15 protein-coding genes are annotated in these 18710 nt (G+C 72.8%); 10 read left to right on the top strand and 5 right to left on the bottom strand.

Annotation, left to right across the window (positions count from 1 at the left end; all coding sequences use genetic code 11):
- Positions 1-336 precede the first annotated feature (336 nt).
- The 4 genes from BDK92_RS08155 (at position 337) to npdG (ending at position 3693) form a co-directional block, all read left to right on the top strand.
- Positions 337-540, top strand: coding sequence for a hypothetical protein (locus tag BDK92_RS08155; RefSeq protein ID WP_121156090.1), 204 nt, complete (start codon positions 337-339; stop codon positions 538-540).
- Positions 541-627: 87 nt separating this feature from the next.
- Positions 628-1389 carry a histone gene (locus BDK92_RS08150; RefSeq protein ID WP_211349133.1) on the top strand — a complete coding sequence of 254 codons (762 nt, stop codon included), beginning with the start codon at positions 628-630 and terminating at the stop codon, positions 1387-1389.
- A gap of 55 nt (positions 1390-1444) precedes the next feature.
- Positions 1445-2905: an RNB domain-containing ribonuclease gene (locus tag BDK92_RS08145; protein WP_121156088.1), complete on the top strand. Its 1461-nt coding sequence runs from the start codon at positions 1445-1447 to the stop codon at positions 2903-2905.
- 89 nt (positions 2906-2994) lie between these two features.
- Entirely contained in the window at positions 2995-3693 is a 699-nt protein-coding gene (gene npdG, locus BDK92_RS08140) for an NADPH-dependent F420 reductase (RefSeq protein WP_121161809.1), read from the top strand.
- A gap of 50 nt (positions 3694-3743) precedes the next feature.
- Here npdG and panB read toward each other — a convergent pair whose 3' ends face one another.
- The gene (panB, locus tag BDK92_RS08135) at positions 3744-4640 is read right to left on the bottom strand and encodes a 3-methyl-2-oxobutanoate hydroxymethyltransferase (RefSeq protein WP_121156086.1); all 897 of its coding nucleotides are present in this window, start codon (positions 4638-4640) and stop codon (positions 3744-3746) included.
- 116 nt (positions 4641-4756) lie between these two features.
- Positions 4757-6673 carry an NAD+ synthase gene (locus BDK92_RS08130; RefSeq protein WP_121156084.1) on the bottom strand — a complete coding sequence of 639 codons (1917 nt, stop codon included), beginning with the start codon at positions 6671-6673 and terminating at the stop codon, positions 4757-4759.
- A 328-nt stretch (positions 6674-7001) separates the two neighbouring features.
- Between BDK92_RS08130 and glnA the strand changes: the two genes are divergently transcribed.
- Positions 7002-8354 (top strand): type I glutamate--ammonia ligase, encoded by a 1353-nt coding sequence (gene glnA / locus BDK92_RS08125; RefSeq protein WP_121156082.1) that lies wholly within the window; start codon positions 7002-7004, stop codon positions 8352-8354.
- A 74-nt stretch (positions 8355-8428) separates the two neighbouring features.
- The gene (locus tag BDK92_RS08120) at positions 8429-8845 is read left to right on the top strand and encodes a hypothetical protein (RefSeq protein WP_121156080.1); all 417 of its coding nucleotides are present in this window, start codon (positions 8429-8431) and stop codon (positions 8843-8845) included.
- A 28-nt stretch (positions 8846-8873) separates the two neighbouring features.
- Here BDK92_RS08120 and BDK92_RS08115 read toward each other — a convergent pair whose 3' ends face one another.
- From BDK92_RS08115 to BDK92_RS08105, 3 genes are all read right to left on the bottom strand, one after another.
- Positions 8874-9548, bottom strand: coding sequence for a TMEM175 family protein (locus tag BDK92_RS08115; RefSeq protein WP_121156077.1), 675 nt, complete (start codon positions 9546-9548; stop codon positions 8874-8876).
- Positions 9549-9687: 139 nt separating this feature from the next.
- Complete coding sequence (locus tag BDK92_RS08110) at positions 9688-10185, bottom strand: hypothetical protein (RefSeq protein WP_121156075.1); 498 nt, start codon at positions 10183-10185, stop codon at positions 9688-9690.
- Between the two features lie 154 nt (positions 10186-10339).
- Positions 10340-11215, bottom strand: coding sequence for a S66 peptidase family protein (locus tag BDK92_RS08105; protein WP_425462296.1), 876 nt, complete (start codon positions 11213-11215; stop codon positions 10340-10342).
- Between the two features lie 138 nt (positions 11216-11353).
- Between BDK92_RS08105 and BDK92_RS08100 the strand changes: the two genes are divergently transcribed.
- The 4 genes from BDK92_RS08100 to mptB are packed head-to-tail and all read left to right on the top strand — an operon-like array spanning position 11354 to position 18545.
- The gene (locus BDK92_RS08100; RefSeq protein ID WP_121156073.1) at positions 11354-12133 is read left to right on the top strand and encodes a type 1 glutamine amidotransferase; all 780 of its coding nucleotides are present in this window, start codon (positions 11354-11356) and stop codon (positions 12131-12133) included.
- Positions 12130-15318, top strand: a complete 3189-nt coding sequence (locus tag BDK92_RS08095; RefSeq protein WP_121156071.1) for a bifunctional [glutamine synthetase] adenylyltransferase/[glutamine synthetase]-adenylyl-L-tyrosine phosphorylase — start codon at positions 12130-12132, stop codon at positions 15316-15318. The genes BDK92_RS08100 and BDK92_RS08095 overlap by 4 nt, the downstream gene beginning before the upstream one ends.
- Positions 15311-17044, top strand: coding sequence for a hypothetical protein (locus BDK92_RS08090; protein WP_246016894.1), 1734 nt, complete (start codon positions 15311-15313; stop codon positions 17042-17044). Before BDK92_RS08095 ends, BDK92_RS08090 begins: the two co-directional genes overlap by 8 nt.
- 46 nt (positions 17045-17090) lie before the next feature.
- A complete protein-coding gene (gene mptB / locus BDK92_RS08085) occupies positions 17091-18545 on the top strand; it encodes a polyprenol phosphomannose-dependent alpha 1,6 mannosyltransferase MptB (RefSeq protein ID WP_121156067.1) in 1455 nt (484 codons plus the stop codon).
- Positions 18546-18710 lie beyond the last annotated feature (165 nt).

Here is an 18710-nt window from a genome sequence, read left to right as displayed (position 1 = left end):
GCCGCTACTCACTGCCGACCGGACCGGTCGCCGCGACGTGGCGGGCAGAGCGGTCCGGGTGTCGGGACGGGGCGGGTGCGGCCCGGCAGGGGCGGCGACACGGCCGTCGGCGCACGCGTACCGGATATTTTTTTCCGGGCCGGGTCGGCCCGGCACACGCGCCGTGTCCACCCTCCGGTGTCGTGCGATTCCCTTTCCTGACAAGCACTTTCCGGAAATGAGTCGCCTCTGCGGATTCCTCACCTGCGGAAACGGATCGCGTCTATTGTGGAGAAGAGTCCGACTTTTTGTGTGAAAAGGTAGCGCTCCAGTTACTTTGCGGTGCACAGTTATCACATGAGCGACAGCGGAAGTGGTGAACGGTACTACTGGTGCCTACGACACCACCGGGTCGAGACGGACGCCGACATTTGCCCGGCGCGCTACGTCCTCGGTCCGTACGCCTCGGCACACGACGCGGAGCACGCGCTGGAGAAGGTCCGGCAACGCAACGAGGAGTGGGACGCCGAGGATGCCCGCTGGGCCGGGGAGGAGAGGTAGCGGCGCGGCGCAGAGCCCGCGTCGTCGAAGTACTCCGCGGTCTCCACCCGGAGACCCCCGAGAGCATGTCCCGCAAGGAGGACCCAGATGGCCGAAGCACTAAAGGCCACCAGCCGCCCGGCTGCCAAACGCACCGGCGTGAAGAAGACCACGGCGGCACGAAGCACCACCGGCGCGAAGAAGACCCCGGCCGCGCGTAAGACCACGGCCGCGGCGAAGAGCACGACGACCGCGGCCCGCCCGACGTCGACCCGGGCGACCGCGACCCGGCCGGCGACCGCCAAGAAGACGGCGGCGAAGAAGGCCCCGGTGAAGAAGGCCGCGGCCAAGACGACGACGGCGAAGAAGACCGTGGCGTCGAAGGCCGCCACCGCCCGGAAGAAGGCGACCACGGCGGCGACCCGTGCCGCCGGTGCGGTGAAGAAGACCGCCGCGAAGAAGGCGCCCGCCAAGCGCTCGACGGCGGCCAAGTCCACGCCGGCCAAGTCCACGACGGCGGGATCCGCGGTGAAGAAGACCGTGGGAGCGAAGACCACGGCGAAGAAGGCCCCGGCAAAGAAGGCGACCGCCACCCGGTCGACCGCCCCGGGCACCCGCGCCACCGCGAAGAAGGCCCCGGCCAAGAAGGCCACCACCGCGAAGTCGACCACCTCGCGCGCGGCCACCGGGGCGCGGAAGACCACCGTCGGCGCGATCAAGAAGGCGACCGCAAAAAAGGCGGGGACCACCACCACGCGTACGCCGGCCAAGAAGATCACCGCCCGCAAGGCCCCCGCCAAGAAGGTGGCCGCCCGGCAGGCACCGGCCAAGAAGTCGACCCGGGCGACGGTCCGCAAGGCGGCCGGCTGACCGACGATGCCGGGCGCCCCGGCACGGGCTGGCACCACGCTGGTAGGAATGACCCGTGGTGATCCGACGCGTAGTGGCGCCCCGCATCGACTTCAGCGCGTTGCGCCGCGAACTGGAACTGCCGACACAGTTTCCAGTCGCGGCGCAACGCGAGGCCGACGAGTCGGCGGCCGCCCCACCGGGCCCGGCCGCCGACCGGACCGACATCCCGTTCGTCACCATCGACCCGGCCAGCTCCCGCGACCTCGACCAGGCGATGTGCCTGAGCCGGCGACCCGGCGGCGGCTACCGGGTCCGGTACGCGATCGCCGACGTCGCCGCCCACGTCCGCCCCGACGGTGCGCTCGCCGCGGAGACCTGGCGGCGGGGACAGACCATCTACCTCCCCGACGGCAACATCCCCCTGCACCCGACCACGCTCAGCGAAGGCGCGGCGAGCCTGCTGCCCGACGTCGAACGGGCCGCCGTGCTCTGGACCATCGACCTCGACGCCGACGGTGCGACCGTCTCGGTCGGACTGGAACGGGCCCGGGTGCGCAGCCGCGCCAAGCTCGACTATGTCGGCGTACAGGCCGACGCGGACGCCGGCCGGTTGGCCGAACCGATCGCCCTCCTCCCCGAACTCGGCAAACTTCTCATCGACCGGGGACTGGACCGCGGCGCGATCAACCTTCCGCTGCCGGAACAGGACGTCGAGCCCGACGACGGCGGCTGGCGACTGGTGCTGCGGGCACCATCGCCGATGGAGGACTACAACGCCCAGATCTCCCTGCTCACCGGAATGGCCGCCGCCGACCTGATGCTCGCCGGCCGGGTCGGACTGCTGCGCACGATGCCGACCCCGAAGCCGGAGGCGGTGCGCGGCCTGCGGGTCGCCGCGACCGGACTCGACATCGAGTGGCCGGAAGGCGCCAGCGTCGGGCAGGTGCTCACCACCATCGACCCGGCCCAGCCCCGGGCCGCCGCCTTCCTCGACCACGCCGCCGAACTGCTCCGCGGCTCCGGTTACACCGCCTTCGACGGGGAACCGCCCGCCGACCCCCGCCACGGTGGAGTCGCCGCCGCGTACGCACACGTCACCGCGCCGTTGCGTCGACTCGCCGACCGGTACGCCACCGAGGTCTGCCTGGCCCTGCACGCCGGTACGGAGTTACCGGAGTGGGCCCGGGCCGCGCTGCCGCGACTGCCGGCCGTGATGGCCAGCACCGACCGGACCGCCTCGGCCGCCACCCGCGCCGCCGTGGAACTGACCGAGGCGGTGCTGTTGCGCGACCGGGTGGGGGAGAGCTTCGAGGTGGCCGTACTCGACGTCGACCGCCCAGCCGTGGCGGCCGGCCCGGCGACCACCACCGGCGGCCCGGGTCGGTCGGCCCGTCGACCAGGTGGCACGGTCGCGCTCGACGAGCCACCGGTACGGGCCCGCTGCGAGGGCGAGCTGCCGCTCGGCGAGCGGGTACGGGTCCGCCTGGTCACCGCCGATCCGGTCGCCCGCAAGGTGCTCTTCGCCCGCGACTGACCATGCCGGCCGGTGGCGTCCGACCATCCCGGCCGGTGGCGTCCGACCATGCCGGCCGGTGGCGTCGCCGGTTTGGCAGGATGGACCCCATGGCATACGACGCGAGCGAGCTGCCCGACGTTTCCGGGCTCACCGTCGGCATCATCGGCGGCACCGGCGACCAGGGGCGGGGGCTGGCCTACCGGTTCGCCCGCGCCGGACAGCGGGTGCTGATCGGTTCCCGTTCGGCGGAGCGCGCCGCGCAGTCCGCGAAGGAGATCGCCGCCCTGCCCGGGCTCCCCGCCGACGCGGACGTCACCGGGAACGACAACGCCAGCGTCTGCGCCGACGCCGACGTGGTCGTCATCGCGGTGCCGTGGGACGGGCACGCCGCCACCGTCGCCGCGCTGCGCGAACCGCTCGCCGGCAAAATCGTCGTCGACTGCGTCAACCCGCTCGGCTTCGACAAACAGGGCCCGTACGCGTTGCGGGTCGAGGAGGGCAGCGCGGTGCAGCAGGCCGCCGCCCTGCTGCCGGAGTCCCGGGTCTGCGCCGCGTTCAACCACGTCAGCGCACCGCTGCTCGCCAACCCGGAGATCGACCGGATCGACCTCGACGTGCTGATCTGCACCGAGGAACGGGAACTGGTCGGCATCGTCGCGGCGCTCGCCGCCCGGATCCCCGGGATGCGCGGCATCTACGCCGGCCGGCTGCGCAACGCGCACCAGGTCGAGGCGTTCACCGCGAACCTGATCGCCATCAACAAGCGGTACCGGGCCCACGCCGGCGTCCGGATCACCGACGTCTGAGCCGTACCGACCGGGGGTGCGGATCCGAGCCCGCACCCCCGGCGGCCGGACTAGAAGGTGTGTTCCGTGCCGGGGAACCCGCCACCGCGTACCTCGGCGGCGAACTGCCGGGTCGCCGAGGTGAGCACCCCGGAGAGGTCGGCGTACCGCTTCACGAACCGGGGCGCCCTGCCCGTACGCAGACCCGCCATGTCCTGCCAGACCAGCACCTGCGCGTCGGTGTCGGGGCCGGCGCCGATGCCGATCGTCGGGATGCCCACCTCGTGGGTCACCCGCTTGGCGACCTCACCCGGCACCATCTCCAGCACCACCGAGAACGCCCCCGCCTCGGCCACCGCGCGCGCGTCGGCCAGCACCTCGTCGGCCGCGTCGCCGCGCCCCTGCACCCGGTAGCCCCCGATGGTGTGCTCGCTCTGCGGGGTGAAACCGATGTGCCCCATCACCGGGATGCCGGCGGTGGTCAACGCGGCGATCTGGGCGGCGACCCGCCGGCCGCCCTCCAACTTCACCGCGTGGCAGCCGCCCTCCTTCATGAACCGCACCGCGGTACGCAGCGCCTGCGTCGGCCCCTCCTCGTACGAGCCGAACGGCAGGTCGGCGACGACCAGCGCGTACCGGGTCGCCCGGACCACCGCCCGGACCAGTGGCAGCAACTCGTCCACGGTCACCGGCACGGTCGTCTCGTAACCGAAGACGTTGTTCGCCGCCGAGTCACCGACCAGCAGCACCGGAATGCCGGCCTGGTCGAAAATCGACGCGGTGTACTGGTCGTACGAGGTGAGCATCGCCCACCGTTCGCCCCGCTCGCGGGCGGTGACCAGGTCACGGGTACGCACGCGCCGGCTGGCCGGGCCCCCGTACAACGCGGTCACCTCGTTCGCCGCCGGATCACCGGCCGGGGTGGTGACGCTGGTCTCCGGTGTCGGGGTGGCTCCTGGTTCGGACATCACGACTCCTCTCGCCTCGAGGCCGCGCTCGCGGTCCCCGGGTCCGCGTCGATCGTCGCACCGCGATATGGGGCCGGGTCAGAGTGCAGTGGAGGATTTCACACCGCCCACCCGATTCAGCCGCGCTCCCGCCACCGGTTGGTGATCGGCAGCCGGCGGTCCCGGCCGAACGCCTTGATGCTGATTTTGGGGCCGGGCGCCGCCTGCCGGCGCTTGTACTCGGCGGTATCCACCATCCGCAGCACCCGGTCCAGCACCTCCGGGTCGTGGCCGGACGCGATCAGGTCCTCCCGGCCCTGGTCCCCGTCGACGTAGCCGACGAGGATCGGGTCGAGCACCGAGTAGTCCGGCAGCGAGTCGCTGTCGAGCTGCCCCGGGCTCAGCTCGGCGCTCGGCGGTTTCTGGATCGAGTTCTCCGGGATCGGGGGCTGTTGGCCGCGCGCGACCGCGTCCGCGTTGCGCCAGTTCGCCAACTGCCAGACCAGGGTCTTCCAGACATCCTTGATCGGGTTGAAGCCGCCGACGGAGTCGCCGTAGAGGGTGGAGTAACCGACCGCCAGTTCGCTCTTGTTGCCGGTGGTGAGGACGAGGTGCCCCTCCTGGTTCGACAGTGCCATCAGCACCACACCCCGGACCCGCGCCTGCAGGTTCTCCACGGTGAGCCCGGAGAGGGACATGTTGGCGAGGAACGCGTCGACCATCGCCTGGATCGGTTCGGTCCGGAGGTCCAGTCCGGTCCGCTTGGCCAGGTCGGCGGCGTCGTCGCGGGAGTGTCCGGAGGAGTGCTGGCTCGGCAGCGACACCCCGACCACCCGGTCCGGGCCGAGCGCGTCGACCGCGATCGCCGCGACCACCGCGGAGTCGATGCCGCCGGAGAGGCCGAGGATGACCGACGGGAAGCCGTTCTTGTTGACGTAGTCGCGCAGCCCCAGCACCAGCGCCGACCAGACCTCCGCCTCGTCGACGATCCGTTCGGCGATCCCACCGTCGACCGGCGGTCCGGCGGGAGCGGGCGGCGGGTCGCCCACCACCACCCGGGCGATCCGCATCGTGGTCCGGCCGCCGTCCTCGGCGTACCGGTTCCCGGCCAGCACCTCGTCGGCGGTCTCGATGGAGGTCACCACCTCGCCGGCGGTTCCGCTGCCGTCCACGGCGCCGCCGGTGCTGGCGGCACTGGTCCGGTCGCTGGTCGGCGCGTCGACGTCTCCCGCCGGCAGTTCCAGGTCGTGTACGAGCAGGTGCTCGACGAACTGCGGGGCGCGGGCCAGCAGGGTGCCGTCGGCGGCGACGACCATCGAGTCGCCGTCGAAGACCAGTTCGTCCTGGCCGCCGACCATGTTGACGTACGCGATCGTGGCGCCCGCCTCGGCGGCCCGCCGCCGGACCAGTGGCAGCCGTACGTCGTCCTTGTTCCGCTCGTACGGCGAGCCGTTGATGTTCACGACCAGGCCGACCCCGGCCTGCCGGGCTACCGCGAACGGCCCCCCGGCCTGCCACAGGTCCTCGCAGATGGTCAGACCGACGTCGACCCCGCCCAGCCGGACCACGGTCAGCGTGTCGCCGGGCAGGAAGTAGCGGTCCTCGTCGAAGACGCCGTAGTTCGGCAGGTGGTGCTTGAAGTAGGTGGCGACCACCGCGCCCCGGTGCAGTACGGCGAGCGCGTTGCGCGGCCCCCGGGTCCGGGTCGGTCCGGCGCCGGTGCTCGTCTGGTCGTGCTGCGTCGTCCCGCCGTCGGCGGTCTCGCCGAACTCGTCCGAGTCCAGGTAACCGAGGAGCACCGGCAGGTCGCCGAGGCCGTCGCTGTCCAGGTCGGCGGCGAGTTGCCGGAGCGCGGCCTGGGACGCGGTCACGAAGGACTTGCGGAACACCAGGTCCTCGACCGGGTATCCGGTGAGCATCATCTCCGGGAAGGCGACCAGCTGCGCGCCGGCCGACGCCGCGGCGCGGCTGGTGCGGCGTACCGTCGCGGCGTTGCCGGCGAGGTCTCCGACGGTGGGGTTCACCTGGGCGAGAGCGAGGCGCAGGGTGGGCATGCCCCCAATCTTGCCGCGCCGTCGCCGCCCCCGCGCGCGCCGGGGTGAAGCGAGGTAAGGAAGGGCCCCTTGTTATCGCATTCTGTAGAGGAAGGGGCCCTTCCTAACCGCCGACGCGGGGGAGGTGGTTTCGGCGGTGAGGATGCTGGAAAACGTTTGTCCTCGTATGTTCGGGATGGAAACCCACGAACGGGACAGGCGCCCGTCCCGACGCACCGGGCGCGACCGAGATCACGTAACGTCGGCGTAACGAGGTCGGGTAAGACTGGGCCGCTAGGTCGGGGAATGGGCTGGCCGGGTCGAGCAGGAGTTGTCACGAGGGGTTGAAGTGGACCGTCAGCAGGAGTTTGTGCTCCGCACCCTAGAAGAGCGCGACATCCGTTTCGTCCGGTTGTGGTTCACCGACGTGCTCGGCACGCTGAAGAGCGTCTCGGTCGCGCCGGCCGAACTGGAGGCCGCGTTCGAGGAGGGCATCGGCTTCGACGGCTCCGCGATCGAGGGCTTCGCCCGGGTCTTCGAGTCCGACATGGTCGCCATGCCCGACCCGACCACGTTCCAGGTCTTCCCGTTCGAGGGTGGGGTCAGCGGCGAGAGCGCCCGGATGTTCTGCGACATCCTGCTCCCCGACGGCACCCCGTCCTGGGCCGACCCGCGACACGTGCTGCGGCGCGCGCTCTCCCGGGCCGCCGAGAAGGGCTTCACCTTCTACACCCACCCCGAAATCGAGTTCTTCCTGCTGGAGAACGGCCCGAACGACGGGTCGGTGCCGGTCCCGGTCGACGCCGGTGGTTACTTCGAGCACACCACCCACGCCGTCGCCCGCGACTTCCGCCGCCAGGCGGTGCTCTCGCTGGAGCGGATCGGCATCTCGGTCGAGTTCAGCCACCACGAGGTCGCCCCCGGCCAGCAGGAGATCGACCTGCGCTACGCGGACGCGCTCACCACGGCCGACAACATCATGACGTTCCGGCACGTCATCAAGGAGGTGGCGCTCTCCACCGGGGTGCAGGCCAGCTTCATGCCGAAGCCCTTCACCGACCAGCCGGGCAGCGGGATGCACACCCACCTGTCCCTGTTCGAGGGGGAGCGCAACGCGTTCCACGACGGCAGTGACCCGTCGAAGCTCTCCAAGGTGGCCCGCGCCTTCATCGCCGGCCTGCTCGTGCACGCCCGTGAGTACACCGCGGTCACCAACCAGTGGGTCAACTCGTACAAGCGGCTCTTCCCGCAGGCCCTGCCGGACCGGATCACCGAGTCCCCGGCGTACGTCTGCTGGGGGCACCTGAACCGCTCCGCGCTGGTCCGGGTGCCGGCGTACGGCAAGCCGAACTCGGCCCGGGTGGAGGTGCGCTCGCTCGACTCGGCGGCCAACCCGTACCTGGCCTTCGCGGTGCTGCTCGGTGCCGGGCTCAAGGGCATCGAGGAGGGCTACGAGCTGCCGCCGGGGGCCGAGGACGACGTGTGGTCGCTCTCCAACGCCGAGCGCAAGGCCATGGGGTACGAGGCGTTGCCGGAGAACCTCGCCGAGGCGATCGACGTGATGGCCGGTTCGGAGCTGGTCGCCGAGGTGCTCGGCGAGCACGTCTTCGACTTCTTCCTGCGTAACAAGCGGGCCGAGTGGGAGCAGTACCGCCGCGAGGTCACCCCGTACGAGCGCAAGCGTTACCTCGGCGCGCTCTGACCCCGGGCGGGGTTTTTGACGCGGTGCGGTCGGGGGCGTGGCGCGAGGGTGCGTCGTGGCGCGAGAATGGTGCCGTGACGAGCGTTCCCGCGCAGCCCAAGGCCCCGACCGTGACCGGTGACGCGTCCACGGTGGTGACCACGACCACCGGCACGGTGGTCGCCACCGCCGAGACTCCGGTGGTGGCGGTGACCAGCGACGCCCCCACGGTCGCGGTCGCCACCGACGCGTCGACGGTGGCGGTGACCACCCGACCGGGTCCGACGAAGGTCCGGATCGAGACGCCCGGTGCGAGCATCGACATCGAGGCGCACGAGCCACTGGGCGAGGTGGTGGCGACCGCGCTGCGCCTGTTCCACGAGGCCGGTGGCTGGCCCCGGGAGAACACCCGGTCGGCCGGGTTCGCCCAGACTGAGCGGCGGGACAGCCCGTCGACCCAGGCCAGTTCGATGCCGTACGCGCCCGGGGCGTACCCGGTCCAGTTGCCCTGATCGGGCGGGCCTGATCCAGGTGGCCTGATCAGGAGGAGTGGCGGGCGAGAGGGGCTTTGCGGAGTCCCCCGCTGGTGACGGCGTGATAAATGATCATGACGATGATGCCGCCGAGTCCCACCAGTGGGTGGACGAACCAGCCGAGCAGCCCGCTGAGGCCGTACAGGACCAGGCCGGTCACCGGCCGCTGGAACTGGGTGCGGACGTACGTCTCGGTGATGTCGTGCTCCAGCAGGGCCGGGTGTCGGCGCAGGTAGCGGAAGAAGAAGAGCCACGGGGCCGACATCAGGGCGGCGGAGAGGGCGTAGAAGACGACCGCCACCCGGAGGTCGTCGTCGCCTCCCTTGGCGAGGGCCGAGGCGAGCACCGCGGTGGGGAACGGAATGATCACCGCGCCGAACAGGATGCCCAGGTTGATCCAGACGAGCCCGAGGGTCATGGCCCGGACCAGGCGCAGCAACGCGTGGTGGCTGAGCCAGATCACGCCGACATAGACGAACGAGACCACGAATGCCAGGTAGGACGGCCACTCGTGCAGCAGTGAGTGGAAGAGTTGGCCCGGCGCGTGTTCCGGTAACCGCAGCTCCAGGACCAGCAGGGTGATGACGATCGCGAGGACGCCGTCGCTGAAGGCCTTCACGCGGTCGGTCTCGGTGGTCGCGGCCGGTGTGCCGGGTGCCGGCGATTTGTCGACTGCCCCCACGCCATCAACTTACTGCACCATTGACGACATTCGGCATGAAAACGTACAAAGGTGGGCGGCCCGGGAGCAACATCGGGGCGCTGCTCCCGGGCCGAGGTGCAAATGCCCGACCGTTCCGGGTGGCAAATCCGGTCGGCGGTTACTTCGACTGGCCGGCGCCGGGACCGCCGCGCCAGTGGCCGCCGAACCCGCCGGGCAGTACGCCGGCGTCAACGGCCGCCTTGATGGCGTCCGCCTGCTCCTGGGTGAGCTTGCCGTCCTTGACCGCCTGGTCCAGCCGCTCCGTGAGGTTGGCCTTCCAGTCGGCCTTCCGGTCGCCGGGCTGCCCGGCCGGCGGCTTGCCGCCGGGCTTGTGCTGCTCGCGCAGCTTGTCGAGCGCCGCCGTCACCTTGTCCGGGGAAATGCCCAGTTCCTTGGCGAGCGCGTCGGCGAACGCCGCCCCACGGTCGGGGCGTCCCTGCTCACCGCCCTTGTCGCCGGGGGCCGGGGCGGGCGCGGTGGTCGTGCTCGACGACGACGGCGCCGGGGTGGCCGGGTCCTCGGCGAAGGCGACGGTCGGTACGGCGATACCCACCGCCAGTGCGCCAGCGGCGACGAGCCCACCGAGCGCGGTCTTCCTGGAGATGTTCCTCAACATCGAAACCCCCGTTTCAGTCTGCGTATCTGACCCGCCCACGGTCACCGGTCGAGCTGAACGAAGACCGTGCCGAACCTATGCCGGAGCTGTGAATCAGTCGCAAAAACCGAAATCCGGGCATGAATCGTACGTCTCGGCAGGTGGCGAGGGTGCGTCAGGCGACGGCCGGGGAGACGGTCAGGGTGCCGGCGGTGGCGTCGAGGGTGGCCGACGTACCCACGCCGACGGTGAGCTGGCCGTCGCCGTGACCGATCGGCAGCCCGCCGAGGACCGGTACCCCCAGGTCGCCGAGGCGGTCGGCGAGCACGTCGGCGACGCTCACCGCCCAGTTGTCCGCACAGTTCGTGAACTGGCCCACCGCCACCCCGGCCACCCCGGCGAGCACCCCGGTCCGTCGCAGCTGGGTGAGCATCCGGTCCACCTTGTACGGCGGCTCCCCGACATCCTCGATCAGCAGGATCGACCCGGTCAGGTCGGGCATGTCGTGGGTGCCGAGCGAGGACACGATCAGGCAGAGGTTGCCGCCGATCAGCGGTCCGGTCGCCACCCCGGCAACCACCACCGGGGCGGTCTCCTCGGTGGCAAGCCGGCTGACGGTCACCGCCTCCGTGGTCATCAGCGCCCGGCGCAGCGACTCGGCCGAGTGCTCCGGGAGGCGCTGGTCCAGCCAGGCGGCTCCCGGGCCGTGCACGGTGGCGAGACGGGCACCGCGCCAGAGCGCGAACTGCAACGCGGTGATGTCGGAGAAGCCGACCACCACCTTCGGATCCGCCCGGACCGCCGCCATCTCGATCGAGTCGACCATCCGCTGCGCGCCGTAGCCGCCCCGGGTGCAGACGATCCCGCGTACCTCCGGGTCGGCGAAGGCGGCGTTCACGTCGGCGGCTCGCAGCTCGTCCGAGCCGGCCAGGTAACCGTGGCGGGCGTACGCGTTCGGGGCCAGCACCGGCCGCAATCCCCATCCGGCGAGCAGTTCGAGGCCCCGGGCCAACCGCTCCGGCCTGGTCGGACCGGAGGGCGAGACCAGCATCACCTGGTCGCCGGGGCGCAGGGCGGCCGGACGTACGGGCTGCGCGAGGGCCACCGGTACGGCGGTCACGGGTCGGGTGTCGGTCACGGGGTGCCAGCCTATCCGGATCAAGTTCGGCCACCGGATAGCCTCGACGTCGTGGCAACCGCGCTGGTGATCGAGAATGACCCGACGGACGATCTCCGTCGGCTGGGGGAGTGGCTCACCGAGGCCGGTCTCGACCTGCACGTACTCCGGCCGCACGCCGGTGACGCCCTGCCCGGGGAGCTGACCGGGTTCGAGGCGCTGGTGGTGCTCGGCGGGCAGCAGCAGGCGTACCCGCTGCCCGACGGCAGCCCGGACGCGGCCTGGTTCCCGCAGCTCGAAGGGCTGCTCCGCAAGGCGGTACGGCACCGGCTGCCGACCCTGGCGATCTGCCTGGGCGCGCAACTGCTCGCCACCGCCCACGCCGGCACGGTGGCGCTCAGCGAGTCCGGGCCGGAGGTGGGGCCGGGTGTGGTAGGCAAGCGTGACGCCGCCGACGGCGACCCGCTGTTCAAGTGGGTCCCGCTCATCCCCGACGTGTTGCAGTGGCACGAGGACGAGATCACCGAGCTGCCCCGGGGTGCGGTGCTGCTCGCCGCCTCGACCCGCTACCCGCACCAGGCGTTCCGGCTCGGCGACCGGGCCTGGGGACTCCAGTTCCACATCGAGGCCGACACCGACATGATCGCGGGCTGGGCGACCGACTCGGCGATGCTCGACGAACTGGGCTACGACCCGGACGCGGTCGTCGCCGCCGCCGACGCGGTGATGGCCGACGTCGAGGAGGTCTGGCAGCCGTTCGCGATCCGTTTCGCCGCCCTGGCCCAGGGCGACCTGGACGTACCGCCGCCCCGCCGTGACCTGCCGTTGCTCGGGTCGCAGGAGCCGCGGTGACCAGACCGACCAGCGCGCACGCCCGGCTCGCCCGGTACGGCTTCGGCGCCGCCGACGGCGACCACGGCTCCCGCGCGGCGGACCTGCTCGGGCCGACCGGGCTCGGGCTCTGGGACGGCACCGCCCAGGAGCCGACCGACGCCCCGGCGGCCGATCTGATCAACGCCCTCTCCCGGGCCGCCGACGCCGACCTCGCGTTGCGTCAGCTGCACCGCCTGGTCGAGGCGGAGCGGCGGGTCGCCGCCCCGGACACCGGTGCCGGATCGGTGCTGCTGAGCGCGTTGCACACCGACCCGGGGCTGCGCCGCCGGCTGGTGGCCGTACTCGGGGCGTCGTCGGCGCTCGGCGATCACCTGGTGGCGAACCCGGACCAGTGGCGGGTGCTGGTCACCGGCGCCGACGGGCTCCCCCCGCGCGCCGACGGCACCCTGCACGACGGCCTGGCCGGCGACGCCAACCGGGCGGACGGCCGTAACGGCGACCGGCCCGCCCCGGCCCGGGGAGCCGGGGACCGTGCCGCCCCGGCCCGCCCGGCGGGCAACCGGAACGTTCCGGCGCTGGACCCGCCGGTGCTGCCGCCGCTGCCGGTGGTGGCCGCGCTGCGTCGGGCGTACCGGCTGGCGCTGCTGCGGATCGCGGCGGCCGACCTGACCGGAGGGCAGGGCCTGGAGCAGACCATGGCCGCGCTCTCCGGACTCGCCGACGCCACCCTGAGCGCCGCGTACGACATCGCCGTCGCCGAACTGCCCGCCGGTACGCCAGCGCCGAGGCTGGCCGTGGTGGCGATGGGCAAGTGCGGGGGCGAGGAGTTGAACTACGTCTCGGACGTCGACGTCATCTTCGTCGCCGCCACCGACGACGACCTCGCTCCGGCGACCACGATCGCCACCCGGCTGATCCACATCTGCGGCCTGGTCGCCTGGCCGGTCGACGCCGCGCTGCGCCCCGAGGGCAGCCGGGGACCGCTGGTCCGGACCCTCGCCAGCCACCTCGCCTACTACCGGCGCTGGGCCCGGACCTGGGAGTTCCAGGCGCTGCTGAAGGCCCGGCCGGCCGCCGGTGACCTGGAGCTGGCTCAGGAGTGGATCGACCAGCTCGCACCGCTGGTCTGGACCGCGGCCGAGCGGCCGGAGGCGGTCGAGGACGTACGGGCGATGCGCCGCCGGATCATCGACCACATCCCGGCCCGGGAACTGGACCGCGAGATCAAGCGCGGGCCGGGTGGCCTGCGTGACATCGAGTTCGCCATCCAGTTGCTGCAACTGGTGCACGGGCGCGGCGACGAGTCGCTCCGCTCCAGCGGCACCATTCCGGCGCTGCGGGCGCTGGTCGCCGGCGGGTACGTCGGGCGGGCCGACGGCGAGTCGCTGCTGCGTGGCTACCGGTTCCTCCGCGCGGTCGAGCACCGACTGCAACTACAGGGGCTGCGGCGTACGCACACCGTGCCGAGCGAACCGCAGGGGCTGCGTTGGCTCGCGCACGCCCTCGGTTACACCGCCACCGCGCAGCGGGACGCGGTCGAGGCGTTCCGCGCCGACTGGGTGACGCACGCCAACGAGGTACGTCGGCTGCACATCAAGATCTTCTATCGGCCGCTGTTGGAGGCGGTCGCCCGCGTCTCCGCCGACGGGCTGCGGCTGACCCCGGAGGCGGCCCGGCACCGGCTGGAGATCCTCGGCTTCCGTGACCCCGCCCGCGCGCTACAGCACCTTCAGGCGCTCACCGGCGGGGTGAGTCGCACCGCCGCGATCCAGCGCACCCTGCTGCCGGTGCTGCTCCAGGAGTTCGCCGACGCACCCGAGCCGGACCGTGGGCTGCTCAACTACCGCCAGGTCTCCGACAAGCTCGGCAGCACCCCCTGGTACCTGCGGCTGCTCCGCGACGAGGGACCGGTCGCCCGCCGGCTCGCCCGTACCCTCGCCCTGTCCCGGTACGTCGCCGACCTGCTCGCCCGGGATCCGGAGTCGCTGCGGCTGCTCGCCGACGACACCGAGCTGGTGCCGCGCGACCCGGCCGTGCTGCGCGAGGGGTTCCTCGCCGCCGCCAGCCGGCACCTGCCCGGACGGGGGCCGAACCCGGCCGACCCGGACGCCGCGATCAGCGCCGTCCGCGCACTGCGCCGCCGCGAGCTGATCCGGCTCGGCTGCGCCGACGTGCTGCTCCGGGCCGGCGCGCTGGCCCCACCCCAGTCGGACTCGATCGAACAGCTCGAACCGGCCCAGCTCGCCGAGTCCGACATCACCGTCACCGGGGCGGCGCTGAGCGCGGTCACCGACGCGACGCTCGCCGCCGCGCTCCAGGTCGCCCGCGCCGCCGTGCCGGAGCTGCCCGGTCTGCGCTTCGCCATCGTCGGCATGGGCCGGCTCGGCGGCTACGAGCAGAACTACTTCTCCGACGCCGACGTGCTCTTTGTCTACGACCCGCCCCCCGGGGTCCCGGAGAGCACCGCCAGCGCCGCCGCGCACGCCATCGCCGAGGAGCTGCGCCGGCTGCTCGGCCGGCCCACGGCTGATCCGCCGCTCGGCGTCGACGCGGACCTGCGTCCGGAGGGCCGACAGGGTCCACTGGTACGCAGCCTCGCCGCCTACGCCCAGTACTACGCCCGCTGGTCGAAGGTCTGGGAGGCGCAGGCGCTGCTGCGCGCCCGGTACGTCTGCGGCGACGCCGACCTGGGCCGGGAATTCGAGCTCATGATCGACCCGGTGCGTTACCCGGAACAGGGACTGGACCGGGCACAGGTGACCGAGATCCGGCGGATCAAGGCCCGGGTGGAGACCGAGCGACTGCCCCGGGGTGCCGACCCGGCCACCCACACCAAGCTCGGCCGGGGCGGGCTGGCCGACGTCGAGTGGGCGGTGCAGCTGGTCCAGCTCCGGCACGCCGGTGAGCTGCCCGCGCTACGCGGCACCCGTACCCTCGACGCGCTCGCCGCGGCCCGGGACGCCGACCTGATCGACTCGGCCGACGCCGCCGTCATGGCCGCGGGCTGGACCCTCGCCGCCCGGGTACGCAACGCGCTGATGCTGGTCCGGGGCCGGGCCGGCGACCAGCTACCCCGGCACGGGGTGGAGTTGGCGGGTGTGGTGCGGCTGCTCGGTGCCGGTGATCCGGGAGAGTTCCTCGACGAGTACCTGCGTACCGCGCGACGCTCCCGGGCGGCCGTGGAGCGCGTCCTCGATGCCTGACCGGCGCCGCCCGCCACGGGCCGGCACGCTCCGTGCCGTCCGTGGACCGGTGCGGGGCGCCGGGGTGGCGGCGCTGCTGCTGGCGGTCGCGTTCCTGCTCGCCCCCGCGATGGGCACCGACCTGGCCGCCCAGGTGGCGCGGGCCAACTTCGTCGACCGGTTCGGCGCCACCCCGATCGACCTCGGCTGGTACGGCGGCGTCAACCAGTTCGGCTACAGCCTCTTCACCGCCGGCCTCGGCGCCGCCCTCGGCGTACGCGTCGTCGGCGCGCTGGCCGCGGTCGGCTCGGCGCTGGCCCTCGCCTGGCTGCTGGTCCGCGCCGGTGCCCGGCGCCCGGTCCTCGGTGCGCTGCTCGGGGCCGTGGTGCTGGTCGGCAACCTGGTCAGCGGTCGGATCACCTTCGCCGTCGGGTTGCTCTTCGGCCTGCTCGCCCTCTGCGCGGTGGCCGCCACCGGAACCGTACGGTCGGTCCCCGGCGGCTGGGTGGTGGCGACCGGCGGGGGACGGGCCGCCCGGGTCTGGTGGCTGGTGGCGGCCGGGGTGCTGGCCGCGCTGGCGACCTGGGCCAGCCCGGTGGCCGGGCTCTTCGTCGGCCTGACCGGCGGCGCCCTGCTCCTGGCCAACCTGCGCCTTCCGGTCCGCCCCGGGCCGCCGCCGAGGTCGACCCGGAGCGGTTCGGGGCGCGCGCGCCGGTGGCGGGCGGTCCGCTGGCGTACCGGGGGCCACCTGGTCGGGGGACTGGTGCTCTGCCTGGCCCCGGCGGTCGCGCTCGCCCCGATGGCGCTGCTCTTCGGCAACGGCGGGGTGCAGCCGTACAGCTTCGCCTCGATGCGGACGAACGTGGTGCTGGCGCTGGTGGTGCTGGTGGTCGTACCGCGCCGGTGGCCGGCGGTCCGGGTCGGTGCCGGGCTCACCGTGCTGCTGCTGATCGGGGCCTACTACCTGGAGAGCCCGATCGGCTCGAACGCGCTGCGGCTGCCGATGCTCTTCGCGGTGCCGCTCGTCGCCGCCCTCGCCGACCTGCGCTGGCGCTGGCTGGTGCCGCTGCTGGTCGCCGCCGTCTGGTGGCAGAACCCGGTGATGGTCAGCGACCTGACCCGGGCCGGTTCGACCGAGAGCCGGGCCGGGTTCTACCGGCCGCTCGTCACCGAACTGTCCCGGCGCGCCCCGATCGGCCGGATCGAGGTGGTCCCGCTGCGCGACCACTGGGAATCGGCGTACGTCGCACCTCACGTGCCGCTCGCCCGTGGTTGGGAACGTCAGGTCGACGTGGACCGCAACCCGCTCTTCTACGCCGACGACCTCACCCCGGCCGAGTACGTCGCCTGGTTACGCCGCAACGCGGTCAGTTACGTGGCCTTCGCCCCGGACAGCCCGCCGGACCGGTACGCCCGGCAGGAGGCGGCCCTGGTCGGCGCGGGCCTGCCGGAGCTGCGCCCGGTGTGGCAGGACCGAAACTGGCGCCTCTACCAGGTGACGGACCCGTCACCCCTGGTGGCGGCACCGGGGCGACTGGTCCGGTCCGACCAGCACGCGGTGACCTTCGCCAGCGACGTACCCGGCGACCTGCTGGTCCGGGTGCGCTGGTCGGGTTTCCTCGCGGTCACCGGGCAACCCGGCGCCTGCCTACTCCCCTCCTCCGACGGCTGGACCGTGGTCCGGGTCACCGCCCCCGGCGAGCACCGGCTCGGCAGCAGCCTCACCGCCCCCGGTCCGCGCTGCTGACCGCCGCCGCACCGCCCCGACCAGCCAGTCCGGGCGACATGACACGATGGTCGCCGTGCCCCGGCTCCGCATCGTCCGCTACGTCGGCCTGGCCGGGGCGATCCTGCTCGCGGTCGCGGCCCGGCTCGGTGGGGTGCTACCGCAGTGGCGGGCCGGCGTCACCCCGGCGAGCATCTGGCGCGATGACCACGGCCCGCTGGTCCTGACCGGCTGGCTGCTCGGCACCGCGCTGCTCGCGGGCGCCTGGTGGGCCGCCCGCGACCAGGTCCCCTCGACCAGGTGGGCGTACGTCACCACCGGGCTGTGGCTGCTGCCGCTGCTCGCCGCGCCGCCGCTGGGCAGCCGCGACGTCTACTCGTACGCCTGCCAGGGGGCGGTGCTCCGCGACGGCGGCAACCCGTACACCAGCGGCGTACGTGAGCTGGGCTGCCCGTGGTTGGCCTCGGTCTCGCCGACCTGGCAGGACACCCCGGCACCGTACGGTCCGGTCTTCGTGCTCGCCGCCGGGCTGGCGGTGGTGATCGGCGGAACCCTGTTCGGCACCCTGACCATGCTGCGCCTGTACGCCCTGCTCGGCGTCGCCCTCACCGCCGCCTGCCTGCCCGCCCTGGCCCGCCGCCGGGGGGTGCCGCCACAGCGGGCCCTCTGGTTGCTGCTCGGCTGCCCGGTCGTCGCGGTGCACCTCGTCTCCGGGGCGCACAACGACGCGCTGATGATCGGACTGGTCACCGCCGGGCTGCTGGTCACCGTGGCCCGACCGAGCCGCCCGGTGCCACTGTTCGCCGCCGGTGTGCTGCTCGGGCTCGCGATCGGGGTGAAGGCGACCGCCGGTGTGGTGCTGCCGTTCGCCATGCTCGCCGCGACGGCCGGCCCGTACCGGCTCCGCACGCTGCTGCGCGACGGGGTGCCGGTGGGGGCGGGGGCGGCGTTCGCCGTACTCGCCGTGACCGGGTTCTCCGGGCTGGGCTGGGGCTGGGTGGACGGGCTGGCCCGCAGTGGCGACTCGGTGCAGTGGACGTCGCCGCCGACCGCGTTCGGGCTCACCGTCGACTACGCCGCCCGGCTCTTCGGCGCCCGTACGGACGCGGTTCCGGTCGCCCGACTGGTCGGGTTGGCGGTGCTCGCCGTGCTCCTGGTGGTGCTCTGGTGGCGGGCCCGGCACCGCGATCCGGTGCTGGGCGCCGGGTTGGCGTTGGCTGCCACGGTCGCCCTCGCCCCGGTCTTCCACCCCTGGTACGCGACCTGGCCGCTGGCCGTACTCGCGGCCACCGTCACCGTGGCCGGTACGGCGAACCGCTGGTTGCTCGTACCCGGTCTGTGGATCTCGTTCCTGACCCTGCCCGACGGGACCAACCTGGCCCGGTTCACCAAACTCCCGGGCGCTCTGGCGATGACCGCGTTCGTGCTGGTCATGGTGTTGATCGGGGTACGCCGTTCGAGGCGCGGGCCGGTGGACGCGGACCAGCCGACACTGGCCGGTACGGTCCCGCCGCAACGGTGAGGCTGGTCCCGTCAACGATGACCTGGCCATTGCCTGCCAGTCGTGTGGCCATTGCCGCCTGCGCCAGCTCCACGGCACAGGCGAGCCGGCCGAGGTGGCGGACGGCGATCGGCTCCCCGTCGCGTTGAGCAGAGGAGACGCTGCTTGCGAGCGTGCGTCGGGTAC

Origin of the sequence: Micromonospora pisi (assembly GCF_003633685.1) — a bacterium.
Classification (GTDB): Bacteria; Actinomycetota; Actinomycetes; order Mycobacteriales; family Micromonosporaceae; genus Micromonospora_G; species Micromonospora_G pisi.
Note: the sequence above shows the minus strand (reverse complement) of the source record. Positions and strands in the feature narration are given on the sequence as shown.

Coding starts and splice junctions, on each gene's coding strand:
- BDK92_RS08105 (WP_425462296.1), bottom strand. CDS start 11,215: ATGCTGGTCTCGCCCTCCGGTCCGACCAGGCCGGAGCGGTTGGCCCGG.
- panB (WP_121156086.1), bottom strand. CDS start 4,640: ATGTCCGAACCAGGAGCCACCCCGACACCGGAGACCAGCGTCACCACC.
- npdG (WP_121161809.1), top strand. CDS start 2,995: ATGGCATACGACGCGAGCGAGCTGCCCGACGTTTCCGGGCTCACCGTC.
- BDK92_RS08110 (WP_121156075.1), bottom strand. CDS start 10,185: ATGTTGAGGAACATCTCCAGGAAGACCGCGCTCGGTGGGCTCGTCGCC.
- BDK92_RS08090 (WP_246016894.1), top strand. CDS start 15,311: ATGCCTGACCGGCGCCGCCCGCCACGGGCCGGCACGCTCCGTGCCGTC.
- BDK92_RS08130 (WP_121156084.1), bottom strand. CDS start 6,673: ATGCCCACCCTGCGCCTCGCTCTCGCCCAGGTGAACCCCACCGTCGGA.
- BDK92_RS08155 (WP_121156090.1), top strand. CDS start 337: ATGAGCGACAGCGGAAGTGGTGAACGGTACTACTGGTGCCTACGACAC.
- mptB (WP_121156067.1), top strand. CDS start 17,091: ATGGTCGCCGTGCCCCGGCTCCGCATCGTCCGCTACGTCGGCCTGGCC.
- BDK92_RS08150 (WP_211349133.1), top strand. CDS start 628: ATGGCCGAAGCACTAAAGGCCACCAGCCGCCCGGCTGCCAAACGCACC.